The 17,937-nt window shown below is 69.7% G+C and carries 13 protein-coding genes; 1 reads left to right on the top strand and 12 read right to left on the bottom strand.

Features of this window, described 5'->3' with window-relative positions; translation table 11 throughout:
- Positions 1 to 28 precede the first annotated feature (28 nt).
- Positions 29 to 2,278 (bottom strand): MMPL family transporter, encoded by a 2,250-nt coding sequence (locus tag ACIHIX_RS34870; RefSeq protein ID WP_399963319.1) that lies wholly within the window; start codon positions 2,276 to 2,278, stop codon positions 29 to 31.
- 285 nt (positions 2,279 to 2,563) lie between these two features.
- Entirely contained in the window at positions 2,564 to 3,154 is a 591-nt protein-coding gene (locus ACIHIX_RS34865) for a TetR/AcrR family transcriptional regulator (RefSeq protein ID WP_399963317.1), read from the bottom strand.
- 1,102 nt (positions 3,155 to 4,256) lie between these two features.
- Between ACIHIX_RS34865 and ACIHIX_RS34860 the strand changes: the two genes are divergently transcribed.
- Positions 4,257 to 4,568 carry a hypothetical protein gene (locus ACIHIX_RS34860; RefSeq protein WP_399963315.1) on the top strand — a complete coding sequence of 104 codons (312 nt, stop codon included), beginning with the start codon at positions 4,257 to 4,259 and terminating at the stop codon, positions 4,566 to 4,568.
- 180 nt (positions 4,569 to 4,748) lie between these two features.
- On the opposite strand, the gene ACIHIX_RS34855 is transcribed toward ACIHIX_RS34860, so the two are convergent.
- The 10 genes from ACIHIX_RS34855 to ACIHIX_RS34810 all read right to left on the bottom strand — a co-directional run bounded on the left by ACIHIX_RS34855 (position 4,749) and on the right by ACIHIX_RS34810 (position 17,836).
- A complete protein-coding gene (locus ACIHIX_RS34855) occupies positions 4,749 to 5,144 on the bottom strand; it encodes a nuclear transport factor 2 family protein (protein ID WP_399963313.1) in 396 nt (131 codons plus the stop codon).
- Positions 5,145 to 5,828: 684 nt separating this feature from the next.
- The gene (gene fxsT, locus ACIHIX_RS34850) at positions 5,829 to 8,237 is read right to left on the bottom strand and encodes an FxSxx-COOH system tetratricopeptide repeat protein (protein WP_399963311.1); all 2,409 of its coding nucleotides are present in this window, start codon (positions 8,235 to 8,237) and stop codon (positions 5,829 to 5,831) included.
- A 257-nt stretch (positions 8,238 to 8,494) separates the two neighbouring features.
- On the bottom strand, positions 8,495 to 9,400 hold the full coding sequence (locus ACIHIX_RS34845) for an alpha/beta fold hydrolase (protein ID WP_399963309.1): 906 nt from the start codon (positions 9,398 to 9,400) through the stop codon (positions 8,495 to 8,497).
- A 46-nt stretch (positions 9,401 to 9,446) separates the two neighbouring features.
- Positions 9,447 to 10,478, bottom strand: a complete 1,032-nt coding sequence (locus tag ACIHIX_RS34840) for a sporulation protein (protein WP_399963307.1) — start codon at positions 10,476 to 10,478, stop codon at positions 9,447 to 9,449.
- Positions 10,479 to 10,529: 51 nt separating this feature from the next.
- Complete coding sequence (locus tag ACIHIX_RS34835) at positions 10,530 to 11,507, bottom strand: sporulation protein (protein WP_399963305.1); 978 nt, start codon at positions 11,505 to 11,507, stop codon at positions 10,530 to 10,532.
- Between the two features lie 1,224 nt (positions 11,508 to 12,731).
- Positions 12,732 to 12,920, bottom strand: coding sequence for a transposase (locus ACIHIX_RS34830; RefSeq protein WP_399963303.1), 189 nt, complete (start codon positions 12,918 to 12,920; stop codon positions 12,732 to 12,734).
- Between the two features lie 123 nt (positions 12,921 to 13,043).
- The gene (locus tag ACIHIX_RS34825) at positions 13,044 to 14,165 is read right to left on the bottom strand and encodes an XdhC family protein (RefSeq protein WP_399963301.1); all 1,122 of its coding nucleotides are present in this window, start codon (positions 14,163 to 14,165) and stop codon (positions 13,044 to 13,046) included.
- Complete coding sequence (locus ACIHIX_RS34820; RefSeq protein WP_399963300.1) at positions 14,158 to 16,284, bottom strand: xanthine dehydrogenase family protein molybdopterin-binding subunit; 2,127 nt, start codon at positions 16,282 to 16,284, stop codon at positions 14,158 to 14,160. The genes ACIHIX_RS34825 and ACIHIX_RS34820 overlap by 8 nt, the downstream gene beginning before the upstream one ends.
- Positions 16,281 to 17,273 (bottom strand): FAD binding domain-containing protein, encoded by a 993-nt coding sequence (locus ACIHIX_RS34815; RefSeq protein ID WP_399963298.1) that lies wholly within the window; start codon positions 17,271 to 17,273, stop codon positions 16,281 to 16,283. The genes ACIHIX_RS34820 and ACIHIX_RS34815 overlap by 4 nt, the downstream gene beginning before the upstream one ends.
- Positions 17,270 to 17,836 (bottom strand): (2Fe-2S)-binding protein, encoded by a 567-nt coding sequence (locus ACIHIX_RS34810; RefSeq protein WP_399963296.1) that lies wholly within the window; start codon positions 17,834 to 17,836, stop codon positions 17,270 to 17,272. Before ACIHIX_RS34810 ends, ACIHIX_RS34815 begins: the two co-directional genes overlap by 4 nt.
- Between the last annotated feature and the right edge of the window lie 101 nt (positions 17,837 to 17,937).

Raw genomic sequence — 17,937 nt, 5'->3', positions numbered from 1 at the left:
CCACGTGCCCGGGGCCTCGGTACGAGGATCAGACGCGGACGGGTTGCTGGCGGTCGTCGCTCTCCGGTCCCGAGCCCGGGTCGGATGCGGGGGACGTGGCGAGCTGCGTACCCTCGACGTCCACGTTCGGCAGGAGCTTGTCGAGCCAGCCGGGCAGCCACCAGGCGGACTTGCCGAGCAGGGCCAGGACGGCGGGCACGATGGCCATGCGGACGACGAAGGCGTCGAACAGCACGGCGACGGCGAGGCCGAAGCCGATGGTCTTGATCATGGCTCCGCTGGCGCCGATGAAGCCGGAGAAGACGGCGATCATGATGACAGCGGCGGCGGTGACCACGCGTCCACCGTCGCGGAAGCCGGTCAGGACGGCCTGCCCGGGGCCTTCGCCGTGGACGTACGCCTCCCGCATCCGGGTGACCAGGAATACCTCGTAGTCCATGGCGAGGCCGAAGACGATGCCGACCATGAAGATCGGCATCAGGCTCATGACGGGCCCGGTCTCATCCACACCGATCGCGCTCGCGAGCCAGCCCCACTGGAATACCGCGACCACCGCCCCGAGGGCGGCAAGCACCGAGAGCAGGAAGCCCAGGGCGGCCTTGAGCGGGACCAGAACGGACCGGAAGACGGCCATCAGGAGCAAGAAGGCCAGTCCGACGACCAGGGCCAGATAGGGGATCAGAGAGTCGTTGACCTTCTGGGAGAAGTCGACGTTCACCGCGGTCTGGCCGGTGACCAGCAGTTTCGCCCCGGTGTCCTGCTCGATGGCCGTGCCGGTGTCGCGGATGTGCTCGACCAGCTTCTCGGTGGCTTCGGAGGCGGGCTTGGAGGACGGGACCGTGGTGATGATCGCGGTGTCACCGGCCTGGTTGAAGCGGGCCGGGGTGACGGCGGCCACGTCGTCGAGCTTGCCGATCCTGGAGACCACCTCGCCGGCGACGCCCTTCGGGTCGTCGCTGTGTTCGGCGTCGACCACGACGACGAGGGGGCCGTTGAAGCCGACGCCGAAGCCCTCGGAGAGCAGGTCGTAGGCGCGGCGCTGGGTGGTGTCGGTGGGCTGGGCGCCGTCGTCGGGCAGGCCCAGGGTCATGGAGGCCGACGGGATCGCGATCACACCGAGGCCGATGACACCGGCCAGCAGGACGGCGACGGGACGCCGCAGCACGAACTGCGCCCAGCGCACGCCCATCGGGGACCTCCCCGCGCCGACGGCCCCCGGATCGCTCACAACAGTCCTGATCCTCGGTACCTTCTTCTCCACCCTCCGCTGGGACAGCACCCGGTCACCGGCGAAGCCCAGCATCGCAGGTACGAGAGTGATGGCGATGATCACCGCGATGGTGACGGAACCGGCGGCAGCCATACCCATCTTGGTCAGCATCGGGATGTTGACCACGGCGAGTCCGGCCAGCGCGATGACCACGGTCAGGCCCGCGAAGACCACCGCGGAGCCCGCGGTGCCCGTGGCGCGGCCGGCGGCCTCCTGCTTCGTATGCCCCTCGGCGAGTTCGGAGCGGTAGCGGGAGACGATGAACAACGCGTAGTCGATGCCGACCGCCAGCCCCAGCATCAGCGCCAACACCCCTGCGTTGTCGCCCAGTTCGAGGGGCGAGTTCAGCGCGGTGAGCGCGAGGAAACCGATGCCGACGCCGATCAGCGCGGTCAGCAGCGACAGTCCGGCGGCGACCAGGGAGCCGAAGGTGATGACCAGGACGACCGCCGCGACGATCACGCCGATGACCTCGGCGGCCGCACCGTGGGACTCCACCTTGACGGCGTTTCCGCCGGCCTCCACGGTCAGCCCCGACGTGCGGGCCTGCTCGACGGTGTGGTCGAGCGCGTCGTGGGAGTCGGAGTCCACCTCGGCGGCGGTCACCTTGTAGGTGACGGAGATGTACGCCGTCGAGCCGTCCTTGCTCACAGCGCCGGCGGTGTAGGGGTCTACCGCGGAGGCGACCTGGTCGGAGCCGCTCTTGATCTCCTTGGTCACCTTCTGCACCTCGGCCTTGTGAGCCGGGGTGGTCATGGTCTGCCCCTCGGGGGCCTTGAAGACGATCCGCGCGGTGGCGCCGTCCGAACTGGAGCCGGGGAACCGCTCGTCCAGCAGGTCGAACGCATTCTGCGACTCCGCTCCCGGCAGCGTGAAGGGCAGCGCCTTCGTGGCCGGCGCGCTGAGGGCGGCGATGACGGCCGCGCCCAGCAGGGCGAGCCAGACGAGGAGGACGACGGGGCGCCGTCGGAAGCTTGAACGCCCCAGTCTGTACAGGAATGTGGCCATGGTGGAGCTCTCTCGGTCAGGTCGTTGGGAACGCCGTCAGCGCATGAGGGCGTGCAGGGGTGGTCCGACGACGTGAGCGGTGCGCGTCAGGTGGGGGTGTTCAGCCGTGCAGGGACACGGCGAGAAGGAGGGCGCGCCTCGGCCATACGGCCGTCATTGGCCGGAGGGCAGGGCACGGGACGCCGTCGGCGCGGGGAGGCCGAGGGCTGCAAAGGTGCGCATTGCTGGTGATGTGCACGCGCCGAGGGTGGGGAAGGTCGGCGCGTGAGGACCCGGTGGGGTGGGTCAGATGCCGAGGGCGGGGAAGACCAGGGCTTCCATGTATCGCCTCACGTCAGTGAGGGTCAGAACCGTCTCGCTGATCAGCGGACGAGCGATGGCGAGGCTGGCCAGCATCGGCGGGACGAGGTCCAGCGCGGGGTTGTCCGGGGCGACTTCACCTCGGTCGACACCACGTCGGAGGATGGCATGGATGTCGTCGAGGATGGGGTCGAGCATCACCTCTCTCAGGGTGTGGCGGAGTTCGGGGTTGTCATAGATCGCGTGCCCCACGCCCAGGTGCACGGCGGCACTCTGCGCATGCTCCCCGTTCTGGGACTGGTCGGCCAGTGCGTACAGGTCGCCGCGCAGCGAGCCGGTGTCGATCGTGTTGATCTGCCTCGGCCTGTGATGCTTCATCGCGGCGGCGACCAGCTGCGGCTTCCCTCCCCAGTCGCGGTAGAGGGTGGCCTTGCTGAACCGCGCCCGGGTGGCCACGGCCTCCATCGAGAGGGCCTCGTATCCGACCTCCCGCAGGAGATCAAGCACAGCGTCATAAAGCTGCGCCGCGCGCAAGGGAGTGAAGCGGCTGCGGCGAGCCGTCGATTGCTCGGCCATACCCGGCCTCACCCCTTCACAAAACGGTGCCGTTCTCTTTGGATGGCACCACCTTAGCCAGACCTCAAAGAAAACGTCACCGTTTCCAATGTGACCCACATCATATTTTGCGGACCTGTCATGAGCCCTGGAGAGCATGAGGGACCAGCAGCCGCAGGGCTCCATCGAAGAAGTCCGCCCACTCCGATGGGCGCGGCACTCTGCTCTCCTGTGCCCTGGAAGGCAGGCAAGTCACCTGGGGCTCCAAGACGGTGCTCACGCAAGCGGAACCATGGTCGGAGATGCGACCACCGTCGAACGCGGGCAGCCGGCCGCGGATGAGCATCATGCGGCCAGGCCCCGAAGGGCGGCACCTGCTGCGCGGTGGGGTCGTCACGAAGCCGCAGGAAGCACACCGGGTGGCGACGCGACCGCCACCGACAGCGGTATCGGCAAGGAACTCCGCCACCAGGACGGGCCGTACGAGGTGGTAGCCCAGGTCACCGCGTGCACCCCCGCCCGGCGGAACTGTTGCCGTTTACCCGAAGGCGTTGGCGGTGCGGGGCCTGGTCACCGATGAGCACTCCCCCCGACATCAGCGGCCCGATTCGGCCCGGCGCCAGGGTGCATCGGGCCGGGTCGCCATCGGCTTGGACGTGAGACGAAGTGCGGAGACATCTCGGCCCATTCAGGGACGGGGCCGAGGTAGCGGTATCCGGTCATGTGACACCAGGCGGGCCGGTCGAGCGGTGCGGCTGGGTCGGTGGCGATGACGTAGATGGCTTTGTTCACGGGCGAACCGGCTCTGGCGCAGCTTGTGTGATCACGCTGGGTCGCCCAACGGAGATGGCTTGGATCGATTGGTACACCGCCCCCGCCCTGGAGCATGGGCGGAGCCAGCGGTGTCGGGGCAAGCAAGGCAGGGTGTCGGCTGCCAGAGAATCCGAAGTCATGGCCTGCGCGGATGTACGGCCCGCCGTGAGGATGGCGGATGGCCGGCACGCGGGTTCCCGCCCCCCGGACATGGCGCGCTGGACACAGCGCCACCAGGCCACCATTCCGGCTGTTACACGGACATAATGCAGCGGTCGGGGCGAGTTGGAAGATACGTGGAGGCGAATACGTGGGCACGCTGTATGTGAAGGTCTACGAGGGCAACGTCCCGCCCAAGTCTCTGGGCGGAGGCGTCGTCGTCTACGCGGAGCCCAACATGCGGGGGGATTACCGCCGCTTGGCCATCGGCCGTTACGACACCGAGGCCCTGGGAGCCCTGAACGACACCATCAGCTCGATGGCCGTCGACCAGGGTTTCCGGGTGACCCTGTACGAGGACGCCGGATTCTCTGGCCGCAGCACCGTCGTCACGGCCGACACCATGGCCTTGGCTGCGGATGTCGACGGCACGACGTCCTCGCTGGTCGTCGAAGAGATCTGAGGACGTTTGCGGGGCGTGGAGCGGGCGACAGGCGAGAAAGTTGGCGGTCGCGGCGGTGCAAGACATCGCCCTGGTGACTCAGCGCAATCACACACGTTGTGCCAGATCCGGAGAACCGACAGCAGATGTTCACCACTTCCGCAGGCAGACGCCGCAGCGGCACCAGCCGGGAAGTGCCGGTCACGGTCCTTCGTCCCCATGACGGTGGGCGACCCGCCACCCCCCGTCCTCGCGGCGGTAGATCTGTGTCACCCGCAGCGCGTAGCTCGTGGGCTCGCCGTTAACGGACACCGACGTGCGCTCGAAGCCGGCCGTCCAGGCCAGGTCGCCCACCACGTCGTACGCCCGCAGATCGAACGCATACGACGTGCACTCGGAAAAGCTCTCCGCGAGGTGGGTGAAGAGCTCATCGACCTCGCGCAGCCCGAAGGCGTTGCGCCACGCGCCGAGCACGCTCACCGGCTCCCCGTGGGACCACAGCCCTCTACGCGGGCCCGCGTCACCGTTGTGGAGGGCCAGCTCCGCCGCATACAGGTCCGATCCGACCCAGGCCAGAAAATCCTCGCGCTCACTCATGGCAGCCATCGAAGCGCCGCTCCGGCCTCACCGCCTCCCAGCGCGGCAGATGAGCGAGGTGCACTGGGCCGCCTGGCAGACAGCGGCGAGCTCTAGCGCAGGATGTTCAAGCCGTGCGGCCGAACATCTGGGGCATTGAGCATCCTGCTGCGGTTGACGTGCACTTCGACCGCGCCCTGACGACCTCGTGCATGGTTGGTCATGGCCTGGCGTCAGGGTGGCTCGTTGATCTGTACATGATGGGTGCGGGGGCACGTGGGTTGATCATGGCGGAGTGCCGGGTCACCGGGCTGTCGCCGGTTGCTATTGCTGCACTGATAGCCGAGATAGGCCCGTTATGAGACGAACGGGCATCAGGTGCGCCTGACGGCACGGCCACGGACGCGGGCGGTAGGGGCCTCCGAAGGACGAGGCATGGCTCGGGGCCTGGCTCATTTTACTTGCCAGCCGTGGGCCTGCCATGCCTGAGGCGTCTGCCTCCCAGCTTTCAGCTGCCGCACCCACTCCACCACCGCCGGGGACGTCACAGTGCCGGAATGCACCTCGCTCAGGCATTCGAAGCACAAGCCCGCCTTGCTGTCACGGCGCCGAACTACCCGCCTCTGGTGGCTTGCCCCGGGTTAGAAGGCATTGATCGGGCACGGTGCATGCCTTTCCGGCCGTTCAAGTCGGTGCCGCAGGGGCTCACTCCTCAGCGTTCAGTCCCTTCACCCACTCCAGTACCTCCACCATGCTCACGACGTCGGGATGCTCCTCACCCAGCACCCGTCGCCGCCGGAGCAGCGTCTCCTCCCCCAGGACCAGCGCCTCCTCCAGCCGACCCAGTTTTGCCAACCGAATCGCTAAATTGGAGGCCGTGGTCAGGGTGTCGGGATGCTCTTCACCCAGCACCCGCCGCTGGCAGAGCAGCGTCTCCTCCCCCAAAACCAGCGCCTCCTCCACCCGACCCATCGCTGCCAGACTGAGCTCTAGGTTGGACGCCGTGCTCAACGTGCCGGGGTGCTCCTCACCCAGCACCCGCCGCTGGCAGAGCAAGGTCTCCTCCCCCAGGACCAGCGCCTCCTCCACCCGCCCCGCATCCGCAAGAATAAGTGCCAGATTGGACGCCGAGATCAAGGTGTCGGGATGCTCCTCACCCAACGCCCGCCGCCGCCGGAGCAGCGTCTCCTCCCCCAGAACCAGCGCCTCCTCCACCCGACCCAGTCTTGCCAACCGAATCGCTAAATTGGAGGCCGTGGTCAGGGTGTCGGGATGCTCTTCACCCAAAAGCCGCTGACGCCGTCTGAGGGTATCTGCGTCCAAGGCGCGCGCCCGCTCGTGGGCCTGGGTGTCGTCGTAAGCGCGCGCGAGGGAATTCGCGGTCCACAGAGTGTCATGGTGATCTGGGCCCACCTGCCGCAACCATGCCTCGTACAACTCTTCCAGACGGTCCCGGGCGGGGCGGGCCTGTCCACGGTCCATCAGATACCAGCAGGCTTCGCGTACCGCGACCCGCCCCGCGCTGGTGGTGATCGAGGCAGGATCGACGGCTAGCAGATGGGGTAGTAACTGCCGCCAGGCGGGCCATGTCGCGGGCTCTCTGACGTTGCCGGGGGAAGCCGCAGCGAGGAGAGCTTCGGCATTTCGTGCCGCCTGCCGCCGCTGGTAGCCCGTGAGTTGGTCGGCGAGCACAGTCTTGGTAAGCCGGTGCACCTGCACGCTGCCGTCCTGCACCCAGCCCAGACTGTGCTTGCCGATCGCCCGGAGCATTGGGCCAGCCGCTAGAGGGGACTCCAGGGCCTTGACCAGTCCTGCGGAGGCCCGGCCAGACAGGCGGCCCGCGCAGGCCGTGACGGGAAAGGGCTCAGGGGCAAGCAGCGCCAACGCCGACAACAGCGCTCGTGCGGCTGCTTGCTCAGCCGCCAGGCGCCGCGCGGTCATACGAACCTGTGCGGCCAGCGACACCGGGTACCCGGCTGGGCAGCCTTCCGCCAGCACCACCGAAGTGTTCGCAGCAAGCTCACTGCTCAAGTCCGCAACCGACAGGCCGTCACTGAGCAGGGAGCTGGCCTGCGCGAGCGCGAGAGGGAGATCGTCCAGTGTCTGGGCGAGGTCGTCGGCATCCGCCTCATTGAGGACGTGATGGTGCGTGCCCAGCAGGGCACGGGATTCAGCACGGGAGAAGACATTCACGCCCAACGGGGTGGCACATACGCGCCAGTGCGGGTTCCGAGAGGTGATGACAACATGTGCGGCACCGCCAGGCAGGAAGCCGGATATCGCTTCGGGGGCTTCGGCGTTGTCGAAAATCACCAGCGATCTAGAGCGTGTCCGCAAGTCCTCCAGCAGTAACCGCACAGCCTCCGCAACAGGCGTTCCCGCCGGTGCGACACCAGTGCGGGCGGCAACCACGGCGAGCTGGTCGGGGATCAGGGCCGCATCCTCCGCAGCGATCCACCACGCCAGTTCGTACTCGCCAGCGAACCGGTACGCGTACTCGATCGCCACCTGGGTCTTGCCCACCCCGCCGCGGCCGTGCAACGCCTGCACAGCCACCCGGCTGTCCGCCATCAGAGCCTGGCGCAACTGCACGAGGAGGATGTCGCGGCCGGTGAAAGAGGCGTTGCGCGCCGGCAGATGCCACACCCGCGGCAGGCTGCCGGGCAGCCGCGGACCACTGCCGCCCGGCTGCCGCAGTGCCCCGCCCGAGCCGGGGAAGGGTGGCTCGGCTTCCGGCCTGGACGGACCCGCGACCGCGTCCAGCAAGACCCGGCGCGCCTCAGCCTGCTCGAGGCCGAACAGATCCCGTGCGATCAACGTGCGCAGGATCGGCGGAGCTTCGACGTCGGACACCCGCACGGGGGTGATCTTCTCGCGCATGGCCATGACCGCCGTCCACTCCGGCGTGGTAAACCGGTCCGGCTCGAAATACGCCGGCGAGAACAGGGCGATGAACCGGCCGCGCTCGAGGGCGGCGTTCATCTTCAGCACGAAGTTGTCGCCCGCGCCCCAGTCCCAGCAGTCCAACTCAACCCGCAGCCCGGCATCGACGAGTTGCCAGGCGACCCACTCCGCCCACGGCCGATCCGCCCCCGCATGACTGATGAACCACACCGTGTCCGACGTTCCGTCAGACGCCTCCGACCCCGTGCCCATCCCAGTCCCCCGACACCGCGCTGCTGGTACTGAATAGACCAGCGTATGACCGCTGTTGCCCCGCCCACAGCACGAACGAACGACATCCAGCACGCAAGCGGGGTCAAGGACCCCGGCGTCGGCGGGTCGGCGAGCGTGGTGCCGACAGGTGCAGGTGATGCCCGGCGGGCGGGCGGCCGGTCGCATCGGCCACTACTTCCACGAGGGCGACCGAGTCACCTCATGCGTGGCAGCGCGGCGACGCGCCGCCAGAAGGCGGTCAACGCGCGGGCCGTCTCAAGGGGCCGTTCTACATTGGGCGAGTGGTCGGCCCCTTCGATGACCGCCCGGTCGGCAGCGAGACGGACGGCCATGTCGTCCTGCCAGGACACCGGCCACGCGTAGTCGGCGCTGCCGGACAGAACCAGTTTGGGAATCGGTACGGTGGCCAATTCGTTGACCAGGTCCGTTTCCGTGAGGAGCTGGCGGCCCGTCGCGACGAGCTGCTCGGAAACGGTGTTCAGCCAGCGGCGGTGCAGGAACTCCGCAACGTCGGCGGGCAGCTCACCGACTGCCTGCTCCGATCGCGGCGACTTTTGCATCTCCTGCCACAAGGCATCCTTTCCCAGCACCGGCAGCCACTCGACGAGCAGCCGCACGCGCTTCTGCTGCTCGGGCCGGACCGCGGCCGGGCCCGCCCCCATCAGCGTGAGGGAGGCCCACGGGCAGGAAGCGGCAGCCGTCAGGACGGCCCTGCGTGCGGTCAGGGCGCCCAGCGAGTGCCCAAGGAGGTGCAACGGGGCGTCCGGTTCCTCGCCCTGCTCGCCGAGCGCCACCGTCTGTGCCCGTACGTCGGCGGCCAATTCACGCTGTGCGTAGGCTTCCTCATCCGCCGGGCCCGACGTTTCGTGCTGACCGCGGCCGTCGACCGCCACCGCACGGTAACCCGCCTCGCCCAGCGGCCCCAGCAGCGGCAGGAAGTCCTCTTTGCTGCCGATGAAGCCGGGCACGAGCAGCACCGTCCCGGCGTACGGAACCCCGGCGGGCGGGGTGCTGTCGAGGGCAGCGAAGCGGCCTCGCTCGGTCTCCAAGATTCTGGCGCGTGTCCGTGGAGGGAGGGCGAGGCTACGAGGTCGGCTCATGGGTGCAGGGTAAGCGAGCGGTGTCCGCGCACCGTTTGGTGTTCGACTACCCTGCCGGGGCGCTCAGTTCATGTCGGACTCGGGTGAGGAAAGCCTCGACCGGACGCAGGTCACGATGCGGGGTGAGGCCGGAGACGAGCCGCAGGACGTATTCGCGGGCGCGGCGCGAGTCGACCCGCTGGAGGACGTCCACCGAACGGTGCCCGAGGGCCAGGCTCTGCTCCAGGTCGCCTGCCTTGAGGTGGGCGGTGGCGACGACCACGAGCCGCATGCCCACCGATCGGGTGAAGGCGTTCGGTGCCATCGCCTCCGCCTGCTCGTGCCAGGCGAAGCAGGCCCGGATGTTGCCCAGGTCGCGGTGGATCTCCGCGGCATCGGCGGCGAGACGGGGGTGGGTGAAGAAGTCCAGCCACTCCGGAGCGGCATCGGGGCGGGCTGCGTTGAGGAGACGCTCGGCGGCCCCGAGGGCGGTGCCCGCCGCCCGGCCGTCGCTCGCACGGGCATGGGCGCGGGCCTCGATGAGCCGGGCAAACGCCAGGACACGGGTACTCGCGTGGTGCGCGCCTGATCCAAGCGCGGACTGGATCAGATCGAGGGCTGCGGCGGGACGCCGGTAGAGGGCGGCGTGCAGGGCCATGGTCGCCAGCACATAGGTGATCGCGTCCGCGTCGTCCGCTGCGCGCGCCCAGTACAGGGCACGGTCGAAGTACCGGAGGGCGGCGGCATGTCGTCCGGTGTCGAGCGCCGCCCAGCCGGCCAGGCGGGCCAGTTCGGCACAGATCACGCACAGCTCGTGCTCGCGTCCGGCCGGCAGCGGCCGACCGAACAGGGGCAGGGCCCACTGGTCGAGCAGGTGGGCCGCGGCTTGGGCCTGGACGCTGCCGCCGCCGTGCCGGGAATCGCCGTGCCGGACGGCCGCGACGGCGCGGCGCAGGGCCTCCACCTCCTCCTGGCGGACTTGGTGGCGCGCACCCGACGGGGAGGGCCGACTCGCTATTGCGTCGTCGGCGGGCAGGGCGGCAGACAGGGCGCTGCCGCCCGCGGCGGAGAGAACTATTCGACGATTCAGACGGTTCATGGGAACGGCCTCCGTCGGTAGGTTGTCGATCGCCGAGATTCGGCTGTCGGCTCAGGCAGCCGACGTGAGCTGTCCGGCGAGATCCCGTACATCCTTCAGGTAGGCGACCACGACCGGCTCGCGCCGCCAGGGTGCAAGCGACTCGGTGTAGATCTTCAAATAGTCGAGCCCGCGGATGCTCTGGAGCCGACCGAACAGCCGCAGCGATTCACGTCCCAGCCGCAGCGAGTGCTCCAGCTCGCCCGACTGGGCATGGGCGGTCGCCAGGACGGAAAGGCGGATGCCGCGCGAGCGGGCGTAGGCGTCGCCGGGCATCGAACCCAGGGCGTGCCAGGAGAAGGTGGCCCGGGCATGGCCGAGGTCGCGGAAGATCTCCGTAGCGTCAGTGACGATCCGCTGCCGGGAGAAGAACTCGATCCAGGGGCGCTCCCCGGTGCCCTCCGCGGCACCCCGTTCCTGGAGGCGCTCCGCCGTCGCTAGGCACGAGGCGGCCGACCGGGCGTCCCGCTGCCGGGCGTGGGCCCGCGCCTCGATGAGCTTGGCGAACCCCAGCACGCGCGGGTCGGCGGTGGGCACCCGCTCGTGCGCGCCCTGAGCCATGTCGATGGCCTGCGAGGTGAAGCCGCGCATCAGCGCCTGCATGGCCATGGTGCTGAGCACGTACGAACCGAGGTGCACGTCGCTGCCGGCTTTGGCCAGCCTCAGTGCCTGGATGAAGTGGCGCTGGGCTACCTGGTGCTGGCCGGCGTCGAAGGCGGTCCAGCCGGCGAGCCTGGCCATCTCGGCGGTCACCGAGAAAAGGTCGCGGCCGTCCTTCTCGGAGTACCGGCCGTCGAGCAGCGGTGCGACCCGGTCGTACAGATAAGCGGTGAGTGACTGGGACTTCCAGGTCGCACCACCGAACCGGGAGTCCCACAGCCGGGCGGAGTCGGCCGCCTGACGCAGTTCCTGAATGTGCCCCTGGTCGACCGTCACCCTCCCGGAGAGGGGTGACAGGGGCTCGGTCGGGTTGACCAGCCACCTTGTCACCGGTTCCGTGAAGGCCGAGACCGCAAAGGGCGAGCTGGCGAGGAAGGTCCGCCGGTTCACTGTGCTCCAATACGACGATGCTTCGCTGATCGCGTCGCGTTGGCCCCTCGGGAACCCCAGACCGGCGTCGCGGTCCAGTTGCCCCGGCCGTTCCATGCCGATCTCTCCAAGGCCGACCGGCCTGCCCAGCCCTTCGGACAGAGCGGCACAGATGTACTGCGGCACGGGCCAGCGCGGGCGTACGCCGCGGCGGCACCAGTTGGCCACTGAGGTGTGCGTGTATTCACTGGTGATTCCGTGCGACAGGCAGATCTGATTGAGACGGTGGGCGAGTCTCTTGTGACTGATACCGGATTCCTCGATCAGGCCTTCCAGCCGGACGTTTCGCTGCGGTCGGGTTCGCCTCTCCGCGGACACGCCAGTCACGTGCGCCCACCTCCTCAGAGGGCCGAGTACGCGTGAACACCAGCATAGGGGCGGCCAGTTGGCGTGAGCGTCGGCGGCGACTCATGAGCCCCCTCATGAGCCCTGCCGGGGGTTCACGGTGCTCTGATCTCCTGATGAACGACGATCCGGTTCCCGGAATGGAGAGCATCGTGCGAAAGAACGGAAAGAGGAATTCCGTACGCGCCGGCCATGGCCGGCGCGCCGGACGTGGGCTGGTACTCACGGCTCGCTGGTCCGCCGCGCTGCTGTGTGCTTATGCGCCCTTGGCGAGCGAACTGCCGTCTCCGATGCCGGCCCCGATGCTCAACGTCCTGGCCCTGCTCGCCGGGGTGCACGCGCTCCTGCCGCCCCACGGCAACCCGGGCCCCCTTCGCCCGCGGCAGACACCGCACCGCCCCGGCACCGCACGCCAGGCGCCCACCGCTTGCACCCCGTGGACGGTCGCCCGCCACCGCGCCCGCAAGCGGCCCGGCAGCCCGAGGCACCCTGCATTCACCATGGCGCATGTGCGTCGCCCCGGCCGCACGGACCGACTCCTCGTGCAGCCGTCGTCCTGCCCCGAGCCGCCTCGTCCGCGTACGAACCGGCACCGGCCAGCGCAAGGCTCGTGCCACCGGGATTCATTCGCAGTGCATCGGGCTTCAGCCCGGCGGTGAAGCGAATCTGATGGCTGCGACGCGGAGCGTCGCGCGTTCTTGTCCGGCGAAGCCGGACGGTATGTTCCTCACCCCCTGCGCGGAGCGTCGCGGGACCGTCCCGGCGGAGCCGGCGCGATGCTCACCCTGGCCGGTTCTGCTGCTCGATGTACTCCTTGACCACGGAAAGCGGGGCGCCGGCGACGGTGGCGGCGAAGTAGGAGCCGTACCAGAGCTTGTCAGCCCACCCGTAGTGGCGCACCAGGTCGGGAAATCCCTGGCGCAGACGGCGGGAGGAGACGCCCTTGAGGGAGTTGACCAGCTTGGTCACGGCTGCAACGCCAGCCGTATGAACGAGTCGGCCTGCCAGCGCTTCCTGCGTTCGCTGCCTGCTCCTCTCCCCTCCGGCCGCGAGTTCGGGTCGTGCGGTGACGGCCGCGGCGGGTGGCGCGCCTCAGTGGACGCCGCTGTGGTGGATGGGGGTGCCCGCTCCGGTCAGGGGCCGGCCGGTTCCGCCGTGGCGGGTCGCGACGATCTCGGCGGCGATCGACAGGGCCGTCTCTTCCGGGGTGCGGCCTCCGAGGTCGAGCCCGATGGGAGAGTGCAGACGCTTCAACTCCTCTTCTGTCAGGCCTGCTTCACGCAGCCGCCGGTCACGGTCGAGGTGGGTACGCAGCGAGCCCATGGCACCCACGAAAGCGACGGGCAAGCGCAGAGCGACCTCCAGCAAAGGGATGTCGAACTTGACGTCATGGGTGAGGACGCACAGGACGGTGCGGGCGTCTGTCGTCGTGTGGAGGAGGTAGCGGTGCGGCCACTCCACGACGACCTCGTCGGCCTCGGGAAAGCGTGCGCGGGTGGTGAAGACCGGACGCGCGTCGCACACCGTGACGTGATAGCCGAGGAACTTGCCCGCGCGCACCAGTGCGGCGGCGAAGTCGATCGCCCCGAAGACGATCATCCGGGGGGCCGGCACGCTCGATTCGATCAGCAGGGTCAGTCCGCCGGGGCAGTGCGAGCCGTCCTCGGACACCTCGACCGTGCCGGTGCGGCCCGCGTCGAGCGCGGCTCGCGCCTCGGCCGTGGCGGTGCGGTCCAGGTCCGCGTGAGCGCCGAGGGTGCCCTGGTGCGAGCCGTCGGGCCGTACGAGCAGTCCCGCGCCGAGCTGCGCCGCGGGGCCGCGGACGACGCGGACGAGGGCGACCGCCTCCCCCGCGGCGGCGAGGTCCAGCGCGCCACGCACCAGGGCCCGCAGCGGCGCGTCGACGGGCAGCGCGGTGACCAGCACGTCGAGGACGCCGCCGCAGGTCAGCCCTACGGCGAAGGCGTCCTCGTCGCTGTAGCCGAAGCGCTCCAGCACGCTGAGACCGTTGTGCAGGGCCTGTTCGCACAGGTCGTACACCGCGCCCTCGACGCAGCCGCCGGACACCGAGCCCATGACGGCGCCCTCGGAGTCGACGGCGAGGGCGGCGCCGGGGCCGCGTGGTGCGCTGCCGCCGACGGACACCACGGTGGCGACGGCGACATCGCGGTCCTGGGCGAGCCAGCGTCGCAGGTCGGCTGCGAGATCAAGCAAGGCGACCCGCCGTCAGGACGCGGTCGGGGCGGATGGGCAGGCTGCGGTGGCGGACGCCGGTCGCGTGCCAGACGGCGTTGGCCACGGCTGCGGCCGCGCCGACGATGCCGATCTCGCCGATGCCCTTGATACCGACGGGGTCCTCGGGGTCGGGGTCGTCCACCCAGTCGGCGTCGATGTGGGGTATGTCGGCGTGGGTGGCGACGTGGTAGCCCGCAAGGTCGGCGCCGAGGGGTCCGCCGTAGAAGGTGTCGCGCCTGGCCTCCTCGTGCAGCGCCATCGAGATGCCCCAGATCATGCCGCCGGTGAACTGCCCCTTGGCCGTGAGGGGGTTGACGATGCGGCCCGCGGCGAAGATGCCGAGCATGCGGCGCACCCGCACCTCGCCCGTGTTCGTGTCGACGGCGACCTCGGCGAACTGGGCGCCGAAGGAGTGGCGTTCCTTGCGGGCGAGCGCGGCGACGGCCTCGGTGGTGTCGGAGCGCACGGTGATGCCCTGCGGTGGGATCTCCATGCCCGGCACCATCCGTTCACGCAGGTCGCGGGCGGCCGCCATGACGGCCCAGGACCAGGAGCGGGTGCCCATGGATCCGCCGGCGATCATCGCGGGTCCGTAGGCGCTGTCCCCCAGCCGCACCCGGATGCGTGCGGTGGGCACGTCGAGGGCGTCGGCGGCGACGAGTGTGAGGGCGGTGCGGGCTCCGGTGCCGATGTCCGCGGCGGCGATGCTGACGGTGAAGTCGCCGTCGGCCTGCGCGGTGATGGTCGCGGTCGACGGTGCGGCACCGGCGCCGAAGGATGCGCCGGCGGTGCCGGTGCCCAGCAGCCAGCGCCCGTCGCGGCGCATCCCGGGCCGCGGATCGCGCTGGGCCCAGCCGAAGCGGCGGGCCCCTTCTTCGAAGCAGGCGTGCAGGTTGCGGCCGGCGAAGGGCAAGCCGGAGACCGGGCCCTTGTCCGGTTCGTTGCGCAGGCGCAGTGCGATGGGGTCCACGCCGCACTTCTCGGCGAGTTCGTCGAGGGCGGACTCCAGGGCGAAGGAGCCCGGCGCCTCGCCCGGTGCGCGCATCCAGGTGGGGCTGGGGACGTCGAGCCGGACGACCTGGTTCTCGGTGTGGTGCGCGTCCGCGTCGTACATCACCCGGGCCACGCCTGCGCTCGGTTCGACGAACTCGTAGACGGTGGAGGTGCGGCTGAGGGCGCGGTGGTCCAGGGCGCGCAGGCGTCCGTCGGGGTCCGCACCGAGCCGGATCCGCTGGATGGTGGGGCTGCGGTGTCCGGCCAGCGTGAACATCTGACGTCGGGTCAGTACGACGCGTACGGGCCGTTGCAGGACGGTGGCGGCCATGACGGCGGCGACCTGGTGGGCGCGTACTCCCTTGCTGCCGAAGCCGCCGCCCACGTGTTCCGAGCGCACGCGCACGGACTCCGGGTCGAGGGAGAAGAGGTTGGCCAGTTCCGCGACGACCCAGGTGGCGCCCTGGTTGGAGTCGGTCAGCTCCAGGCGGCCGTCGTCCCAGCGGGCGGTGGCCGCGTGGGGCTCCATCGGGTGGTGGTGTTCCTCGGGCGTGGTGTACTCGGCGTCGATCACGACCGCGGACGCGGCGAGTTCCCTCTCCAGGTCGCCCTTGTCCGTGACGGCCGGCATGTGTCCGTCCACGGGGTAGGCGTTGGGGTCCGCACCGGTGAACTCGACGTCGTGGGGCTGCTGTTCGTAGTGGACGAGAAGTGCTTCCGCCGCCTCGCGTGCCTGTTCGGGGGTCTCGGCGACGACCAGGGCCACCGGCCAGCCCGCGTGCGGCACCTCGTCGTTCTGGAACACGGCGCAGGTGGGGTCGGGCCTGGTCCCCAGCAGGCCGACGAAGTCGGCGTGCAGGGGCAGGGCGTTGCCGTGGTGGAGGACCGCGAGGACACCGGGCATGGCGAGGACGGGCTCCGTGTCGATGACCTTGATACGGCCGCGGGCGGCGCTGGAGAGCACCAGCCATCCGTGCGCGAGGTCGGCGAAGGGTATCTCCCCCGCGTAGCGGGCCGTGCCGGTGACCTTCTCCCGGCCTTCGACGCGGACGTGCTCGGTGCCGATGGCGCGTACCGGCGCGCCCTTCACGGTCGTCGAGGTCATCGGCCGGCCTCCTCGGCGAGTTCACCGAGCACGGCCACGGTCAGGTTGCGCATCAAAGTCACCTTGTAGTCGTTGTGCGCCAGCGGTCTGGCCGCGGCCAGTTCGGCGTCCGCGGCGGCGGTGAAGGTCTCGGTGACGGCCTGCGCCCCGATGAGCACGCGTTCGGCCGCGCGGGCCCTCCAGGGACGGCTGGCGACGGCTCCGAAGGCCACCCGGGCGTCGTGCACGACGCCGTCACGGACGTCGAGGGCTGCCGCGATCGAGCCGATGGCGAAGGCGTAGGACGCGCGTTCGCGCACCTTGCGGTAGCGGGAGCGGGCGGCAACGGGTGACGGAGGCAGGGTGACGTGGGTGATCAACGTACCGGGCGGCAGAGCGGTTTCGCGGTGCGGGGTCTCGGCCACGGGCAGGTACAGCCAGCCGAGGGGCACTTCGCCGGGGCCGTCGGCGGTCTCGTAGTGCACCACGGCGTCGAGGGCCGACAGGGCGACCGCCATGTCCGAGGGGTGCACGGCCACACAGTGCGAAGAGGCGCCGAGCACGGCGTGGTTGTGGTGCTCACCGCGGATGGCGGGGCAACCGCTGCCGGGGTCACGCTTGTTGCACGCCTTGCTGAGGTCGGTGAAGTAGGCACACCGCGTGCGTTGCAGGAGGTTGCCGCCGACGGTGGCCATGTTGCGCAGCTGGCCCGAGGCGCCGGCGAGGACGGCCTGCGTCAGCATCGGGTAGCGGCGCCGCACTTCGGGGTGTGCCGCGAGGTCGCTGTTGGTGGTGGTGGCACCGATACGCAGTGCTCCGTCGGCGGTGGTCTCGATACGGTCCAGTGGCAGTTCGCGCACGTCCACCAGCCGGGCGGGCCGTTCGACACCGCTCTTCATCAGGTCGACCAGGTTGGTACCGCCCGCGAGGAAGCGCGCTTCGGGGTCGTCGCCGAGCAGCGCGACCGCGCCCGACACATCGGCGGCCTTCTGGTAGGTGAACTCTTTCATGCCGCCTGTCCCTCCGGGTCCGCTCCGGTTGTGGCCGCCGTCCCGGCCGCCTGTGCAATGGCGTCGACGATCGAGGGGTAGGCGGCGCACCGGCACAGGTTGCCGCTCATACGTTCACGTATCTCCGCGGGGGTCAGTGGCGGCGGTCCCGACTCGGGCCGCAGGTCATCCGTGGCAGCGCTCGGCCACCCAGCGGCGTGCTCCCGCAGCACACCGATCGCCGAACAGATCTGTCCCGGTGTGCAGTACCCGCACTGATAGCCGTCGAGGTCGAGGAATGCCTGCTGGACGGGGTGGAGCCGCTCGCCGTCCGCCACGCCCTCGACGGTGGTGACCTCACGCCCCTCGGCCGCCACGGCGAACTGCAGACAGGCCACCGTGCGGCGGCCGTCGACCAGCACCGTGCAGGCACCGCACTGTCCCTGGTCACAGCCCTTCTTGGTGCCGGTCAGGTCGAGTCGCTCGCGCAGCACGTCCAGGAGCGTGGTGCGGTGATCGACGGGCAGCGTGAACTTCTCGCCGTTGATGTGCAAGGTGATGACGCTGGACGTCGGTAAAGCCATGAGCCACTTCTTTCAAAGGTGTCGACGGAAGTCGAAAGGGTCGTTCCGGGGGAATCGCGGCAAGGCCCGCATGCCGTTGCGCGGGACGTGTCCGGTGACGG

The organism is Streptomyces sp. NPDC051913, from assembly GCF_044593635.1.
Lineage (GTDB): Bacteria > Actinomycetota > Actinomycetes > Streptomycetales > Streptomycetaceae > Streptomyces.
The sequence above is the reverse complement of the archived record's forward strand: the minus strand, read 5'-3'. Positions and strand labels throughout refer to the sequence as shown.